The organism is Weissella paramesenteroides (assembly GCF_051903945.1).
Classification (GTDB): domain Bacteria; phylum Bacillota; class Bacilli; order Lactobacillales; family Lactobacillaceae; genus Weissella; species Weissella paramesenteroides_A.
On record NZ_CP192268.1, the window covers coordinates 614361 to 630141 of the forward strand.

General features: G+C 41.2%; 16 protein-coding genes. 15 read left to right on the top strand and 1 reads right to left on the bottom strand.

Features of this window, described 5'->3' with window-relative positions:
• Positions 1-7 precede the first annotated feature (7 nt).
• Genes ACQ4QH_RS02900 through ACQ4QH_RS02920 form a run of 5 tightly spaced genes read left to right on the top strand, consistent with a single transcriptional unit; the run spans position 8 to position 5115 of the window.
• A complete protein-coding gene (locus ACQ4QH_RS02900) occupies positions 8-1159 on the top strand; it encodes an N-acetyldiaminopimelate deacetylase (RefSeq protein ID WP_439819224.1) in 1152 nt (383 codons plus the stop codon).
• 14 nt (positions 1160-1173) lie between these two features.
• Positions 1174-2049 carry a 4-hydroxy-tetrahydrodipicolinate synthase gene (dapA, locus tag ACQ4QH_RS02905; RefSeq protein WP_439819225.1) on the top strand — a complete coding sequence of 292 codons (876 nt, stop codon included), beginning with the start codon at positions 1174-1176 and terminating at the stop codon, positions 2047-2049.
• 4 nt (positions 2050-2053) lie between these two features.
• A complete protein-coding gene (gene dapB, locus ACQ4QH_RS02910) occupies positions 2054-2794 on the top strand; it encodes a 4-hydroxy-tetrahydrodipicolinate reductase (protein ID WP_407124868.1) in 741 nt (246 codons plus the stop codon).
• A gap of 39 nt (positions 2795-2833) precedes the next feature.
• Entirely contained in the window at positions 2834-4015 is a 1182-nt protein-coding gene (locus ACQ4QH_RS02915) for an aminotransferase class I/II-fold pyridoxal phosphate-dependent enzyme (RefSeq protein WP_131473747.1), read from the top strand.
• Between the two features lie 29 nt (positions 4016-4044).
• Positions 4045-5115, top strand: a complete 1071-nt coding sequence (locus tag ACQ4QH_RS02920; RefSeq protein ID WP_439819226.1) for an aspartate-semialdehyde dehydrogenase — start codon at positions 4045-4047, stop codon at positions 5113-5115.
• Positions 5116-5246: 131 nt separating this feature from the next.
• Here the strand turns inward: ACQ4QH_RS02920 and ACQ4QH_RS02925 are convergent, their stop codons facing one another.
• Positions 5247-5984, bottom strand: coding sequence for a M15 family metallopeptidase (locus tag ACQ4QH_RS02925; RefSeq protein ID WP_439819227.1), 738 nt, complete (start codon positions 5982-5984; stop codon positions 5247-5249).
• Positions 5985-6219: 235 nt separating this feature from the next.
• Between ACQ4QH_RS02925 and ACQ4QH_RS02930 the strand changes: the two genes are divergently transcribed.
• The 10 genes from ACQ4QH_RS02930 to ACQ4QH_RS02975 all read left to right on the top strand — a co-directional run bounded on the left by ACQ4QH_RS02930 (position 6220) and on the right by ACQ4QH_RS02975 (position 15687).
• Complete coding sequence (locus ACQ4QH_RS02930) at positions 6220-7413, top strand: aminotransferase class I/II-fold pyridoxal phosphate-dependent enzyme (protein WP_439819228.1); 1194 nt, start codon at positions 6220-6222, stop codon at positions 7411-7413.
• Positions 7414-7609: 196 nt separating this feature from the next.
• Positions 7610-8224, top strand: a complete 615-nt coding sequence (locus tag ACQ4QH_RS02935) for an ECF transporter S component (RefSeq protein ID WP_439819229.1) — start codon at positions 7610-7612, stop codon at positions 8222-8224.
• A 168-nt stretch (positions 8225-8392) separates the two neighbouring features.
• Positions 8393-9205, top strand: coding sequence for a shikimate dehydrogenase (aroE, locus tag ACQ4QH_RS02940; RefSeq protein ID WP_439819230.1), 813 nt, complete (start codon positions 8393-8395; stop codon positions 9203-9205).
• A gap of 1 nt (position 9206) precedes the next feature.
• Positions 9207-10187 carry a 3-deoxy-7-phosphoheptulonate synthase gene (gene aroF / locus ACQ4QH_RS02945; protein ID WP_439819231.1) on the top strand — a complete coding sequence of 327 codons (981 nt, stop codon included), beginning with the start codon at positions 9207-9209 and terminating at the stop codon, positions 10185-10187.
• 9 nt (positions 10188-10196) lie between these two features.
• Positions 10197-11261, top strand: a complete 1065-nt coding sequence (gene aroB / locus ACQ4QH_RS02950) for a 3-dehydroquinate synthase (RefSeq protein ID WP_439819232.1) — start codon at positions 10197-10199, stop codon at positions 11259-11261.
• Between the two features lie 3 nt (positions 11262-11264).
• Entirely contained in the window at positions 11265-12443 is a 1179-nt protein-coding gene (gene aroC / locus ACQ4QH_RS02955; protein WP_439819233.1) for a chorismate synthase, read from the top strand.
• A gap of 25 nt (positions 12444-12468) precedes the next feature.
• Positions 12469-13761: a 3-phosphoshikimate 1-carboxyvinyltransferase gene (gene aroA, locus ACQ4QH_RS02960; protein ID WP_439819234.1), complete on the top strand. Its 1293-nt coding sequence runs from the start codon at positions 12469-12471 to the stop codon at positions 13759-13761.
• A 1-nt stretch (position 13762) separates the two neighbouring features.
• A complete protein-coding gene (locus ACQ4QH_RS02965; RefSeq protein WP_439819235.1) occupies positions 13763-14290 on the top strand; it encodes a shikimate kinase in 528 nt (175 codons plus the stop codon).
• Positions 14265-14996, top strand: coding sequence for a type I 3-dehydroquinate dehydratase (gene aroD, locus ACQ4QH_RS02970; RefSeq protein ID WP_439819236.1), 732 nt, complete (start codon positions 14265-14267; stop codon positions 14994-14996). Before ACQ4QH_RS02965 ends, aroD begins: the two co-directional genes overlap by 26 nt.
• The gene (locus ACQ4QH_RS02975; RefSeq protein WP_439819237.1) at positions 14989-15687 is read left to right on the top strand and encodes a hypothetical protein; all 699 of its coding nucleotides are present in this window, start codon (positions 14989-14991) and stop codon (positions 15685-15687) included. Before aroD ends, ACQ4QH_RS02975 begins: the two co-directional genes overlap by 8 nt.
• Positions 15688-15781 lie beyond the last annotated feature (94 nt).

Sequence of the window (15781 nt, forward strand, 5' to 3'; positions counted from 1 at the left end):
GGTAAAAATGACGATTACAGATTTAAATCTAATTGATATTCGGCGTCACCTACATGCTCATCCAGAGTTATCGATGGCTGAGTTTGAGACGCAAGCTTATTTGAAAAAAATCGTGACGTCTTGGCATGCTCCTTGGTTGACTATCAGAGAAATTCCAGCACTGCCAACGGCTTTATTGGTACGGTTAGCAGGTAAGCATCCCAAGCGGACGATTGGGTATCGTGCAGATATTGATGCATTACCAATTACAGAAGAAACCGGTTTGCCTTTTTCATCAGAGCGTCCAGGTGTCATGCATGCTTGTGGGCACGATATTCATATGACAGTCGCATTGGGTGTGTTAGCGCATTTTGCAGAACAACAACCAGAGGATGATATGGTCTTCTTGTTTCAACCAGCTGAAGAAGAACATGCTGGTGGCAAGCAACTGTATGAATTAGGGACATTTGTTAATGAATGGCGACCTGATGAATTTTATGCCCTGCATGATCAGCCTGCAATGCAAGCAGGTCAAATTGCAACCCGTCAAGGAACCCTATTTGCTGGTAGTACTGAAATTCATTTGACGATTAAAGGAAAAGGGGGCCATGCGGCGTTCCCACATCGCGCGCATGATGTAATTGTTGCAGCAGCAGCATTTGTGATGCAAGTTCAGACAATTGTGTCACGAAATGTTGATCCAGTTCACGGTGGTGTCGTCACAATAGGTATGTTACAGGCTGGTACGATAGGTAATGTGATTCCAAACGAAGCAAGTTTAGCTGGGACTATTCGGGCGTTTAAACAGCCAGATTTGGAAATGATGCAACAACGTGTACGAGAAATCGCACAGGGATTGGAAACAATGTATAATGTGCAATTTGATTTACAATTGATTCAAGGTGGTTATTGGCCAGTTAATAATGACCCCGACACGACTAAAGCATTTATTCAATATATGACGAATGATGATGACATTGACTTTACAACTTGTGAGCCGGCTATGACGGGTGAAGACTTTGGTTACTTGATTAACCAAATTCCAGGCACAATGTTTTGGCTTGGCGTTGGTGATGATGCGCATACGCTACATGATAGTCGATTAAGCCCAGATGAAGCAGCAATTGAACCAGGCGTTAAGGCAATTATTAAATATCTGTCTTGGCGTATGTCAGAATAGAAAGTGTGAATAAAATGTACGAAGATATTTCTTTAATTACAGCAATTATTACACCATTTACAGATGAAAATACGATTGATTACCAGGCATTAGATTCATTAACTGAACGGTTGATCGCAGAAGGAACGCAAGGATTCGTTATCGGCGGCACAACAGGTGAATCACCAACATTGACACATGATGAGAAGATTTCATTATATGCTTATTTTGCAGCTAAAGTGGGCGATCGTGGACCAGTAATTGCAAATGTTGGTGATAACAATACGGCTCATTCTGTGGCACTTGCCAAGGAAGTTAGCGCAATTACAGGTATTGATGCAGTATTGGCGGTTACACCATATTATAGTAAGCCTAATCAAAAGGGGATGATTGCACATTTCCAAGCAATTGCAGATGCTTCAAATGTGCCGGTCATGATTTATAATATTCCTGGTCGTACCGTGGTTGGATTGACTAACGAAAGTGTTTTGACATTGGCTGAACATCCAAACATCAATGCGGTCAAGCAAGTAACTAGCATTGATGACTTGGCCTATCTAGTTGCACATGCACCTGAGGGATTTAAGGTGTACACAGGTGAAGATTCACAAACATTAGCTGCCAAGGCAGTTGGTGCGGCTGGTACAATTTCAGTCGCTGCTCATTTATATAGTAAGGAAATGACGGATTTGTTCCAAGCGCTTGCTGCTGGTGATGTGGTCAAGGCTGGTGAAAAACAACGTTGGCTAACACCACGCATGTTAGCATTATTCAGTTACCCATCCCCAGCACCAGTTAAGGCCGTGCTGGCACATCAAGGTGAAGTTCAGAATGTGACACGTCTACCTATTTTGCCTTTAGATGAAAGCGAGACGGCAGATGTGTTGGCCCAACTCGAGCGGGAGGAATAATTAGATGACGACTGTATTTTTGGCAGGTGGTTTCGGTAAAATGGGGCTCGCCATTCAACAACTGATAGAGAGTGAAGCTGATTTAGAATTAGTGGGTATTTTATCAGGTTCGTTACATGAGAGTGAGTTACCTGTATTTACATCATTAGCAGATATTGATGTGACTGCAGATGTTTGGGTTGATGTGACGCAACCAGAGGCAGCTTTTGCTAACGGACAGTATGCTTTGACTCACGGATTCCAATTAGTGGTTGGTACGAGTGGTTTACAGGCAGAGCAACTGGCGGCTTTAAAAGCATTGAGTGAAAAAGAAAATCGCGCAACTTTGGTCGTGCCTAATTTTTCATTGTCGGGCGTGCTATTGATGCAATTTGCAGCGCAAGCAGCGAAATATTTACCAGATGCTGAAATTTTGGAAATTCATAATCCGAAGAAGGTTGATGCACCTTCTGGGACTGCACGTGCGACTGCTCAAGCAATTGCAAAGTCTCGCCAAGCAGATCCAGTAAAAACAAATGTTAAGGATCCGGCACGTGGTGATCAAATTGACAATGTGACGGTTCACGCAATGCGTTTACCAGGATATGTCGCTGAAGAAGAAGTTGTCTTTGGTGCACCTGGGGAAACATTGCGAATTAAGCAGACCTCATTTACCCGTGAATCTTTCATGGGCGGGGTTGCACTAGCTATTCGCCAAATCAATACCATTCAAGGATTGCAAGTTGGATTAGACAAGGTATTATAAGTATTAGTAAATAGGCGAAGAGCCAGGGGAGATTAAGAAATGGTTGAATTAAGTGCAGCGTTAGCAGGACAACATAATAATATATTGGCAAAGATGGTGCCTTCACCAATCCGTGTGGTAGATGATAAGTTCTCAACGATTGATGGCATTTTAAAATTAACTTTGGGTGAGCCAGATTTTGCAGCACCCGAGCATATTAAACAAGCAATTATTCGAGATGTGCAAGCAGATGATTCACATTATTCATCTTCACAGGGCGTTTTGGCATTACGTGAAGCAATCTCTGATTATCTAGTCGATCGGTTTGATACGCCAAGATATGATCCAGCTACTGAGGTGAGCGTAACGGTTGGTGCGGCTGAGGCAATCAGTGCAACATTCCAAGCATTATTTAACCCAGGGGATGAATTGATTGTGCCAACACCAACTTTTCCGTTATATGCATCGGTTGCACAAACATTAGGCATTGAAGTCATTGGTTTAAATACTGCACCTGATTTTATCGTGACTCCTGCGAAATTAACGGCTATCTTAACTGCGCACCCAAATGCAAAAGCCATTTTACTTAATTATCCATCAAATCCAACTGGTGTCACTTATTCTGAGACAGAGCTAAAAGCGTTGGTAGCGATTTTACGCGAACATCAATTACTTGTGATTGCTGATGAAATTTATGCTGAGCTAGTTTACGATGCCAAGCATACATCAATGGCTCGTTTACTACCTGAACAAACAGTATTGATCAGCGGTGTGTCAAAGTCACATGCGATGACAGGTTATCGTATTGGTTATGTCGTTGGTCCAGCAGAATTAATGAAGCAAGTTGGTAAGGCACACCAAGCGATGGTTGCGACAGCACCTGGTCCGATGATGGCCGGTGCGTTAGAAGCACTACGAAATGGTCGTGAAGATCCTGAGAAGATGCGCGTAGTCTATGAAGAACGCCGTGACTTGGTTTTGGCAGGTTTGGCTGAGGCAGGCTTTACAGCAGCACAACCTGGCGGCGCCTTTTACATTTTTGCAAAAATTCCGGACTTTTTGAACACGAATGATACTGAATTTGTCTATGATTTGGCAGATACAGTGAAATTAGGTGTGGCACCAGGCTCAATTTTTGGTGCAGGGGGCGAAGGCTATATTCGTATTTCTTATGCTGCATCAACGGAGAATTTGAAATCAGCAATTACCCGTTTGAAGCATTATGTTGATTTGAGGAAATAAGTTCATACATTTAGATATTGGGGGATAAAATGACAAGCGAATCAGGGTATAATGTGGCCATCTTAGGCGCAACTGGAGCAGTTGGTACACGTATTTTAGCACAATTAGAACAATCGACGATTCCAGTTAAATCATTAAAGTTGTTAGCTTCTGTTCGTTCAGCTGGACAAACGCGTCAATTTAAAGGACAAGACATTGTGGTGGAAGAAGCAACGCCAGATTCATTTGATGGGATTGATCTAGTTCTAGCATCTGCAGGCGGTAGCTTAGCAGGATCATTGCTTCCCGAAGCAGTTAAACGTGGGGCAGTAGCAGTTGATAACTCATCACGTTGGCGGATGGATCCAAAAGTACCACTTGTCGTACCAGAAGTTAACCCAGAAGCTTTAGCAGATCACCAAGGGATTATTGCTAATCCTAATTGTTCAACTATTCAAATGGTAGTAGCGTTGGAACCACTACGTCAGGCGTATGGTTTGAATCAAGTGATCGTATCGACGTATCAAGCGGCTTCAGGTGCTGGTCAACGTGCGTGGGACGAGTTATTGCACCAAGCACAACAACACCTAGATGGTGAAGAAGAGACAGCGGATATTTTGCCAACCAAGGGAGATAAGAAGCATTATCCATTGGCATTTAACTTATTGCCACAAATTGATGTTTTCCAAGAAGATGGCTACACTTTTGAAGAACAAAAGATGATGCAAGAAACCAAGAAAATTTTATTTGGTGATCCACATTCTAGTGAAGTGAAAGTGACCGCTACGGCTGTTCGTGTGCCAGTTCCAATTGGTCATGGTGAGTCAGTATATGTCTCAGTAGATGATGAAACGGCAACAAGAGAAGATGTGCAGCGTGTTTTGGCAAGTGCACCGGGCGTTGTTTTAGAAGATAATCCAGATGAACAACTTTATCCACAGCCAATCAAAGCAGAGGGGAAGCGGGAAACCTTTGTTGGACGTGTCCGTGCAGACATTGAAAACCCCGGTAGTTTTAATATGTGGGTAGTTTCTGATAACTTGTTAAAGGGTGCCGCCTGGAATACAGTTCAAATTGCTGAAGAATTGGTCAAGCGTGACTTGATCCATAGTCAGGCATAATAGATAAAAAGAAAGTGCAATAAAGGGCTTCAGTCTTTTGGAACACGTTTAAAGGGCCGTCAATCTATCCAAATGATTAGATTGACGGCCCTTTAAATATGTTTCATGTAACGGCAGTGAATTTTAATTTACTAATATGCTTCGACCCATGGGAATACGGGTTTGGTTGCACCGTATATGGCATAACCGTTGTTTGTCAAACTAGCCCAGTTTTGATTACCATAATCAAAATGCCACCATTCCTCACTGTAGTTAGTGAATCCAGCCTGTGTCATTATATGGTACAGCAAGCGACGGTTGCGACGAGCAACATCGTATTTTTCAGAGGTCTCCTCTGTTTCATAATAAGTGGTCTTCGCACGCATGCTGATATCATCAAATGGGCTACCCATTTCTAATAAACGACCGTCTTCATCAACGATAGATAAATCAATTGAGCCACCTGTGTTATGAGGGGAAGGCTTCGTTGGATCCGTTGATGGGAGTGCAACGATTCTAAGAGCTGCTTGTTGTACTTGTTCATCAGAGTAACCCGGATGATCACGTTGTACAAAGCGCTTCATTTGATCAAATAGGGCTTGCTGAGTTGGAATGCTTCGCCATGTATCAAAAATCACAAATTTATAACCGTAGGGTAACTTACGGGCAGCACTAATTAATTTATTTTGCACTTCTAAACGTGTATATAATTCAGGGTATGACCCAGGCAAATTTTGAATGAAGTATTGTGGGCTAACAACCATTTTTTCTGGTAAGTAACTTAATGAAATCAGTGGTTCGTCATTTTCCCGAATAGGTACTTCACGAATGGGAGACCAGTCCCAGTTTGTAACTGGTGTTTCAATTGGCGTGTCAGTAAAATCTAACATCGTATGCCTCCTTGTTAATTAAATGATTAAAAAATTATGTCAATTAATGTGTATGACTTATGGCTATTTTAACATGAATTTTGCATAATGAGAGCGGTTCACAGTTGTTAAAAAAGGCACAAACAGTGTAGAATGTAGGTGTTATACAAAAAAGTCCAAATATTTTCCTGGAAATCGGATTTTATATTATAATGATATTCAATTAAAAAATAAAGAGAAATGTGAGTGAATTAAAATGACGAAAAATGAATTTGTACAACCACTTAATCCAAAGGTAACAAGTTTAGCAGCTGACGGTCTGATCGGCTTTCAAAAAAAAGTTCGTGATATTCCTGACTTATTGCGCTTAACATTCGGCGAACCTGGTTTCAACGTTGATGATGCAATCAAAGATGCCGTCATTTCATCAATTGCTAATGATAATTCACATTATAGTGATGCTCAAGGTGAACGTGACTTACGCCAAGCAGCCGTAAAATATTATGCTTCTCGTTATAATTTGCCATTTGAGAGTGAAGATAATGTCATTGTGACGGTGGGTGCGTCAGAGGCAATCAATGTTATTTTTATGACGTTATTAAATGAAAATGAAGGTTTGATTATTCCTGAACCAGCTTACACACCATATACTGCTTCACTTGATTTGGCTCATGGTAAGAAAATTACGATCAATACTCGTCCAACTGACTTTAAATTGACACCAGAACTAGTGGCTGAAGCTGTTGAACAGGCAAATGTACCCGTAAAGGCCATCCTATTTAACTACCCATCAAACCCAACTGGGGTCACATATACTCGTGAAGAACTGCAAGCCTTGGCTGACGTATTTAAGCGATATCATTTGTGGGTTATTTCTGATGAAATTTATGCCCAATTGACATATGATCAATCACATGTATCGTTAAGTAGTTTATTACCAGAGCAATCAATTTTGATGACTGGCTTGTCAAAGTCACACGCGATGACCGGTTATCGGATTGGCTTCATTATTGCCAATCAAGCATTTATTGATGAAGCACAGAAAGTACATCAAGCATTGACATTTGCCCTACCAAAGTTTATTCAGGACGGGGCAACGGTTGCTTTGACTACGGCAGCCGATGTTGCTGATGACATGCGTGATGTCTATAAGAAGCGTCGTGATTGGTTGGTGCCACATTTAGAAGCATTTGGTTTTGAAGTGGTTAATCCAGAGGGTGCCTTCTACATTTTTGCAAAAATTCCTGATGATATGGGACATGATAGTGAGGCTTTTGCTTTGGACTTAGCTGAAAACGGCCATGTTGCCGTGATTCCAGGTGATGCCTTTTCAGAATACACACCTGAATATATTCGCATTTCATATGCTGCATCAGATGAAGATTTGCAAGAGGCAGTTCGCCGAATGCAAGTATTCTTCGCCGCAAAAAGAGCTAATGTGAACGTATAGTCAATAGAACATATTTAAGGGACGTCAATTTACCAAGCAAAACGGGTGAAGTTGACGCCTTTTTAAAATATAGAAACACTTTTTTGGTATATAATAGACAAAATAGGTTGATGTGTGTAATAATTTTATACGTTTGTTAGCCAGGTGCTAACAAAAATTTATTAATGTTAAAGTATCATAAATTTGGAGGAACGCGATGCAAACGCGTGTAAACAAAAGTCGCCATCTGGTCTTAACAGCATTGTTTATAGCAATTGTTTTGCTACAATCAATTGTGCCCTGGTTAGGAACGTTGCCCTTGGGAGCATTTGCAATTGGGGCGGCTGTTACCATTATCACTTATACGGTAGCGATTGGTGCAATGATTCTTGGACCAAAAACGGGTGCCTTATTAGGATTTGTGTGGGGTGCGTATTCACTGTGGCATGCATGGTCTAGTGTCCCTAGTATTGGTGCACTGATCTTTCGTAATCCAATAACAGCACTTGTTCCCAGAATCATGGTTGGTTTTTTGATTGGTTATTTGTATCAAAAATTTGTGCAACATCGCGAATTGAAAAAACAAGGACCCTGGCTGATAGTTTTAGGCGGTTTCTCAGCGTTGGTCAACACGACGTTGGTCTTGTTGATTACATGGGTGAGTTTTAAAGTCATGGACACATCTTTCACTGGTATTCCAAGTACTAATTTGGCGCAGTGGTTGATTGTTTCTATTGCCGGGTTTAATGGTATTTTTGAAATCATTGCGGGCGCAATATTGGTACCACTGATTGGTTTACCAATATTGACTTATTTTAAAAACCGTATCTAAAAAATAAGGCTGTTAACGACAATTTAGAATCTATTCTGGTATTGAAAACTCTTCTGATTTTAGTACACTAAAAGAAGAGAAGAGTTTAGCAGTATCGTTAATGTTGAGAGACTGTATCTTTTCGGTCTCTTTTTTTATTGCTAAAAATATAAATTCCCGGAGATATTAATGACAGATCATTATGGACTAATTGGTTATCCGGTGCAGCAATCCAAATCACCAGTTATGCAAAATGAAGCGTTTCGATTGGCTAATATCGATGCTGATTATCAGCTTTTTGCCATTGAACCAAATCAACTTGGAGAAAAATTTAATGAACTAGTCGCAAATGGCAGTCGTGGTTTTAATGTGACGATGCCGTTTAAACAAGCAATCATCCCTTATCTTGACGAATTATCTGAGTTATCAAAAACGCTAGGGGTCGTTAATACGGTGGTTGTGAAAGATGGTCGTACGTTTGGTGATATTACTGATGGACAAGGCTTTTGGTCAACAATTAAAAAATTACCAGAACATGTGGTTGTCTTAGGAACTGGTGGCGCAGCTCAGGCAATCATTGCGAGTGCACCGAGTGAAAGTCGAGTACATGTTTTTAACCGAATGACACCAAATTTTCGTGAGAAAGAACGAACACTGGCACCATTATTGCAAGAGTCGTTACATGATATTACGTATGTCGACCAATTTTTATTAAAAGCAGATTTGATTATTAATGCAACAAATGTGGGGATGCAAAATAATCAATCGTTGCTTTCGCCAAAACAATTTGCATTAACACCAAATCACGTGCAAGTTGTCGATATTATTTATAAGTTGAACGATACACCATTTGTAGCAGCTGCAAAAAAGGCCAATCGGCAAGCAACCGATGGTCTCGCCATGTTAGTAGGGCAAGGCGCATTGAGTTTTGAAAAGTGGACAGGAATAAAACCCGATCAAAATGCAATGATGGCAGCAATTTTAAGAGAAGGAAGATATTGAAATGATCGTTATCATGGCAGATGTGTCTGCAGCACAAGCGACGTTAGCACAAGCAAAGGCTAATCACCTGGAACATGTTTATGCATGGAAAAATCGGGTGGGATTCGCAAACTTAAAGAGTATGAGCGAGGCATCATTTATTAACAAGCAACAGGTGGTTGATGTGATTTTAGATCATCCAGCCGCAATGCAAGTTAGTCGGACTTTTCACCCAGATGATACCGTTATTCAGACCAAGCATGCAATAATTGGCGGTCAGCATTTTAACTTAATTGCGGGTCCAGATGCGATTGAGTCTGCTGAGCACGTCTTAGCCATGGGAAAGGCTGCTAAGGCAGCAGGGGCAACTATTTTACGTGGGGGTTCTTATAAACCACGGACAAGTCCCTATAGTTTTCAAGGTCTCGGTGAACAGGGGTTAGTTTGGCATCGTGCTGCAGCTGATACATTAGGCATGGATATGATGACTGAAATTATGAGTCCAGTAGATGTTGATTTGGTTGGTCAATATACGGATATTTTTCAGGTTGGCACGCGTAATATGCAAAACTTTTCCTTATTAAAGGCATTAGGGCGACAAAATAAACCCGTACTGTTAAAACGCGGGATGAGTGCGACGGTCGATGAACTTTTAAGTGCAGCAGAGTATATTGCATCTGAAGGTAATCAACAAATTATTTTGATGGAGCGTGGTATCCGCAGCTTTGATCAAAAATATTTGCGAAACACAATGGATGTCAGTGTTATTCCAGTATTACAAAAATTAACTCACTTACCAGTGTTAGCTGACCCATCACATGCAGCGGGTGTTTCTGATCATGTGACACCAATTGGCTTGGCAGCAGTTGCAGCTGGTGCACAAGGACTGATGGTTGAAATTCATGATCAACCAGCCAAAGCATGGGTTGATGGCAAACAAGCCCTCACACCAGATCAAATGATGACTTTATTTAAAAAAGCACAAGCAATTCATGAATTATGAGGTGGTAATATGGTGACAGTTTCCGTTCCTGAAAAAACTTATCAAGTTCAGATTTTAAAAGGCATGCGTCATGAAATTGGCAAAAGAATTCAACAGGTATGGTCAACGCGTCAGGTATTAGTGATGACCGATGAAAATGTTGCGGCACTTTATTTATCTGATACGGTGACCCAATTGCAAGCAGCTGGTTATCAAGTAACGACCCTTGTTTTACCTGCGGGTGAGCACTCAAAATCATTGACATGTCTTGAAAAGGCGATTGCTCGTTTAGCTGAAAAACACTTTACTCGTGCGGATGGCGTCATTGCGCTAGGTGGTGGTGTGATTGGTGATCTAGCTGGATTAACAGCCGCAACATATATGCGTGGGATTGCCTTTATTCAAATTGCCACATCACTGACAGCACAAGTTGACTCGAGTGTCGGCGGTAAGACGGCCATTAATTTAGGGCAGACAAAGAATATTATGGGCACATTTTATCAACCTGATTTGGTACTGATCGATCCAACTTATCTAAAGACATTAGCGAATCGAGATTTAGTTGAGGGATATGCTGAGGTGGTTAAAAGTAGCGCATTAGCAGGTGGTGAGTTCTGGCAACTGACAGGTACGATTCAATCGGTTAATGATATTTTAGTGAACGCGTCGGAATTAATTACGCAATCTGTCACATATAAAGCAAACATCGTAATGCAAGATGAACGTGAAGCGGGTATTCGTAAGTATCTTAATTTTGGTCATACGATTGGTCACGCCATCGAATTACTTGCTACCGGTAGTTTAAGGCACGGAGAAGCAGTGTCGATAGGTATGGTTGCAATTACCAAGCGTTTTGTTGCCGAAAATGTTGGTTCATTTGAATTTTTACAGTCCTTAAGTCAGCGGTTACGAGTAGTTGGCTTACCAATTTCGTCAGCGCTAGTTAATCAACCAGCAATGATTGCTCAGTTAGCACATGATAAGAAGAATCTTTCAGGTATCTTGCAATTAGTTGCGATTAAAGAACCTGGACAACCAGTAATTATCAAAAAATCATTAGTAGAGATGACAGAATTTATTGAAGGAGCATCATAATTTATGCGATATATGACAGCAGGAGAAAGTCATGGTCCAGAAGAGGTTGCCATTATTGAAGGCATTCCAGCTGGTTTAACAATTACAGCTGCCGATATTAATGAACAGCTTGCACGACGTCAACATGGTTATGGTCGCGGTCAGCGCCAAGTCATTGAAACAGATACTGTAACAATTATGTCAGGTGTTCGTCATCAAGTCACTTTGGGATCACCAATTGCTTTAAACGTCCACAATGATGACCACAATCACTGGTCAAAAATTATGGATCCAAATAGTCCAGCTACCGTTGAAAATAGCATGCGTAAAGTAATGCGTCCTAGACCAGGTCACGCTGATCTAGTCGGTGGTATGAAGTATCGTCATCAAGCTGATTTACGTAATGTTTTAGAACGTTCATCAGCTCGTGAAACGGTGATGCGAGTTGCTGTAGGAGCGGTTGCTAAAAAATTATTAGCGGCACTTGATATTGATGTTCATGGCTTTGTGACCAATATTGGACCAGCTAGTTCAGACTTGACGCAACTTACAAAATATAAAACGTTAGCTGAATTACGTGCCGTCACTGAAAGTTATCCCACACGTACGTTGACTGCTACTGACGATGAAGCAATGCGTGAAGTGATTGATCAAACCAAACGTCAGCGTGATACTGTTGGTGGCACGGTGCAAGTGATGGTAACAGGTGTCCCAGCCGGATTAGGATCATATGTGTCTGCCGATGAAAAATTAGATGCTAAAATTGCCCGCGCCATTGTTGGTATTAACGCCTTTAAAGGTGTTGAATTTGGTGGTGGCTTTGCGAATGCGACCAAATATGGTAGTGAACTGATGGATGAAATTTATTGGTCAGCTGAACGAGGCTTTTATCGTGGTGCCAATCATTTGGGTGGCTTTGAAGGTGGCATGACCACTGGTGAAATGATTGTTGTTCGAGGAGTTGTCAAGCCAATTCCAACATTATATCAACCAATGCAAAGTGTTGATATCGACACGCATGAAAATCACCGGGCATCAACAGAAAGATCAGACACAACGGCAGTAACTGCTGCTGCAGTCATTGCTGAGGCCATGGTTGCTATTGAGTTAGCAAAGGCTATACTAGATAAATTTGATACAGATAGCTTGTCACGATTACAAGAACAAATGGCAGCATATCGTGAAGAAATCAAGCATTTTTGATTGGAAAAGAATTGTAGGTTAAATAATGGGCAAAATGAAGTTACAAACAGCGGGGAAACAACTGCGGGGAACTTTAACAATGCCTGGTGATAAAAGTATTTCACATCGAGCAGTTATGCTTGGAAGTATTGCGTCAGGTGATACGAGAGTACAACATCTTTTGGATTCTGAAGATGTGCGTCGAACTGTGACGGCAATGTCGAATTTAGGGGTGACATTTAGTACCGAAAATCACGATTTGATCATTCATGGCAAGTCCTTGAATGAACTTGTTGAGCCAAAGCAGATGTTGGATATGGGAAATTCAGGAACAACAGCTCGCCTATTAATGGGGTTACTGGCAAATCAACCATTTGCGATTACATTTCGTGGTGACGACAGCTTATCTAAGCGACCATTTGCACGTGTAATCAAGCCATTACGTGCCATGGGGGTGAGTTATGTTAGTAAAAATGATCATCTACCAGTTACGAAACTTGGCACACGTTATCTTGAAGGACTAGTTTATGAATTACCAGTAGCCTCTGCACAAGTAAAAAGTGCAATTATTTTAGCGGCATTACAAGCTAAATCACAAACGACAATTATTGAGCCAATTGCGACTCGTGACCATACTGAACGGATGTTAGCAGCCTTTGGGGTGATGGTGAAACGAGAAGGGAATCAAATTAAAATTGCACCCCAGACGCACTTAAAGGCAACAATGATTCGCGTGCCCGGTGATATTTCTTCGGCTGCTTTTTGGATTGTGGCAGGGTTACTTGTACCAAATAGTCAATTAACACTTAAACAAGTCGGCATTAATCCAACGCGTACAGGTATCTTAACGATTTTGCAGCGCATGGGTGCTCAGTTTATCTATCAGAATGAATCCAGAGATGGTGAACCAGTGGCAGATATTCAAGTTCACTCACAATCATTAAATAGTACGATAATCACAGCGACTGATGTACCAGCAATGATTGATGAAATACCGTTGATTGTATTAGCTGCAACGCAAGCACAAGGGGATACGATTATTTCTGGTGCTAGTGAACTACATGTGAAAGAAAGTGATCGTATTGCCACAGTAACAACGCAATTAAATAAGTTAGGTGCCAATATTGAACCCAGAGAAGATGGCTTTTATATTCATGGTGGGACACCATTACATGTTGATCAACCAACGACAATCGATTCCTGTGGTGATCATCGAGTAGGCATGATGTTAACGATTGCGGCTTTGATTACAACAGGAGAAGTATCACTGGCCAATGCAGACGCAGTGAATATCTCATACCCAGATTTTTTTAAAGACTTAAATGAGGTCGTAAAATAGTATGAAAGTAATTTTAATTGGCTTCATGGGAGCTGGTAAAACAACGGTGGGTCAATTATTGGCCCAAAAAACAAACCTAGCATTTTTGGATACGGATCAGTTAGTGAGTCAACAGACTGGTCAAACGCCCGGTGAAATTTTTGCAACGGTAGGTGAATTAGGTTTTAGACAACTTGAGCAGACTATTCTTCAAGAAAATTTAGTTAAGCAGGGTGTTATGGCGACTGGTGGCGGCATCATTGAATTAGAAGAAAATCGGCAATTATTAAAAAATAGTACGGTGCCAGTTATTTATCTATCAGGTTCTTTTGGTCAAACTGTTGAACGATTAGTTAAAGATAATTCACGACCAATCGTGCGTAATAAGTCCTTGTTGGAACTAGCTGAACTTTGGGAACAACGGCTGAATAAGTATGCCGAGATTGCTACAGAAATTATTTACACTGATAACAAAACTGCCGAGCAAGTAGCTGAAGAAGTTAGGCAGCACATGGAAGTCCATCATGATGAAACGATTGAAAATAGGTAGTGCAGTAGCCACCGAACGACGACCGCTGGTGGCTGTGCCGATGGTTGATAAAACTCTAGCTGCCATAAAATCTACGGCGCAAACATTAGGGCAAACGCCTGCAGATGTTGTTGAATGGCGCATTGATTTCTTGTCGGATTTATCTGAATTAACAGTTACTAACATTCGCCAGGTGCACGAAATATTGAATAAACCGATGATTTTTACTTGGCGAACTGTTGATGAAGGGGGAAAATTAACCTATCATCATGATCTTTATCAAAGCATCTATCATGACGCAATACAAGCTGGTGTTGAAGCTGTTGATATCGAAGTTACTTTATTAGCAGATCAGCAAGAACTATTGAAATTGATACCCAAAGACGTCCAAGTTATCGGATCGAAGCATAATTTTAGGGCAACACCTTCTCATTTAGACGTGTGTCTAGCACGGATGACAAAGTTACCAATAGACATTGCGAAGCTTGCGGTCATGCCAAAAGATGCAATGGATGTTGAACGGTTACTGCAGGCAACTGCAACTGTTGCGAACGAAAGTGATGTGCCTTTGATTACGATGTCAATGGGTGAGTTGGGGATGGTGTCACGTGAGCTTGGTTATCAATTTGGCTCACAATTGACTTTCGCAGTTGTTAATGAGGCATCAGCACCAGGTCAAATGCCTTTAGCAACACTATTACATAAATGGGGAGAATCATATGTATAATAGTCGTTTTTTTTCAGAAGATAGACAGGCTGTAATTGACAAGATACCTGGGACCATGGGATATACGTTGATTACATTTCATGCAGTCGGTGATGATATTGATCTAAATCAAGCAAAATTACGGCTCGATTGGCGAGCACCTGATATTTTTAAACAGCACCTGGCTCAAGAATTAGCGATTAATCCACAGTTTGACCGGATTGGATATGTTACTCGTGTCGAAATGTTGCTAGGGCAGGCCATGCTTGATTATAATGGACATTTTACTTTGGATACAACCGCTTTAACGAGTGCCATTCAAAAGCAAGCCCAAGAACCCATGCAGTTAACCGCAATCGCTGCAGATTTGATTTTACCGATTGGATTAACTGATTTACGACATGTTGTTCATTTAACAAAGTGGGTTCATGAGAACCATGTGGTTTATCATTTAGTAGCTGGATTGCCAGCACTAGAACAGAAAGTAGATAATCTGCGTAATGCCGAAGTTTTTAAAAATAAGGGACCAGTATTAATCCATGAAACAGAGCTTGATTCACAAGCATTACTATTATTTGTGCAAGATTTAATTCAAGATTATTTTGGTGTCGAAGTTGTGAAGCTCCATTTGTCACAGGCAGCATTTGGTCAAGCAGATCCGGTAGATCAGTCTGCAGGTAGCCGTGTACTGATTGCTGATTTTGAAAATTGATAAAAGGAGAGCGAGACAAAAGTCGTTTTGAAGCCGGTGTGTAACGTGATTTGCGTCATTTTTAGCCGAAGCAAAGCGAAGGACAGAAATGGCG

Excerpts from the sequence above, each read along its gene's own strand:
- ACQ4QH_RS02930 (WP_439819228.1), top strand. The coding sequence starts at position 6,220 with ATGACGAAAAATGAATTTGTACAACCACTTAATCCAAAGGTAACAAGT.
- aroE (WP_439819230.1), top strand. The coding sequence starts at position 8,393 with ATGACAGATCATTATGGACTAATTGGTTATCCGGTGCAGCAATCCAAA.
- ACQ4QH_RS02935 (WP_439819229.1), top strand. The coding sequence starts at position 7,610 with ATGCAAACGCGTGTAAACAAAAGTCGCCATCTGGTCTTAACAGCATTG.
- aroD (WP_439819236.1), top strand. The coding sequence starts at position 14,265 with ATGATGAAACGATTGAAAATAGGTAGTGCAGTAGCCACCGAACGACGA.
- ACQ4QH_RS02975 (WP_439819237.1), top strand. The coding sequence starts at position 14,989 with ATGTATAATAGTCGTTTTTTTTCAGAAGATAGACAGGCTGTAATTGAC.
- ACQ4QH_RS02920 (WP_439819226.1), top strand. The coding sequence starts at position 4,045 with ATGACAAGCGAATCAGGGTATAATGTGGCCATCTTAGGCGCAACTGGA.
- aroA (WP_439819234.1), top strand. The coding sequence starts at position 12,469 with ATGGGCAAAATGAAGTTACAAACAGCGGGGAAACAACTGCGGGGAACT.
- dapA (WP_439819225.1), top strand. The coding sequence starts at position 1,174 with ATGTACGAAGATATTTCTTTAATTACAGCAATTATTACACCATTTACA.
- aroF (WP_439819231.1), top strand. The coding sequence starts at position 9,207 with ATGATCGTTATCATGGCAGATGTGTCTGCAGCACAAGCGACGTTAGCA.
- aroC (WP_439819233.1), top strand. The coding sequence starts at position 11,265 with ATGCGATATATGACAGCAGGAGAAAGTCATGGTCCAGAAGAGGTTGCC.
- ACQ4QH_RS02925 (WP_439819227.1), bottom strand. The coding sequence starts at position 5,984 with ATGTTAGATTTTACTGACACGCCAATTGAAACACCAGTTACAAACTGG.
- ACQ4QH_RS02965 (WP_439819235.1), top strand. The coding sequence starts at position 13,763 with ATGAAAGTAATTTTAATTGGCTTCATGGGAGCTGGTAAAACAACGGTG.
- ACQ4QH_RS02900 (WP_439819224.1), top strand. The coding sequence starts at position 8 with ATGACGATTACAGATTTAAATCTAATTGATATTCGGCGTCACCTACAT.
- aroB (WP_439819232.1), top strand. The coding sequence starts at position 10,197 with ATGGTGACAGTTTCCGTTCCTGAAAAAACTTATCAAGTTCAGATTTTA.
- ACQ4QH_RS02915 (WP_131473747.1), top strand. The coding sequence starts at position 2,834 with ATGGTTGAATTAAGTGCAGCGTTAGCAGGACAACATAATAATATATTG.
- dapB (WP_407124868.1), top strand. The coding sequence starts at position 2,054 with ATGACGACTGTATTTTTGGCAGGTGGTTTCGGTAAAATGGGGCTCGCC.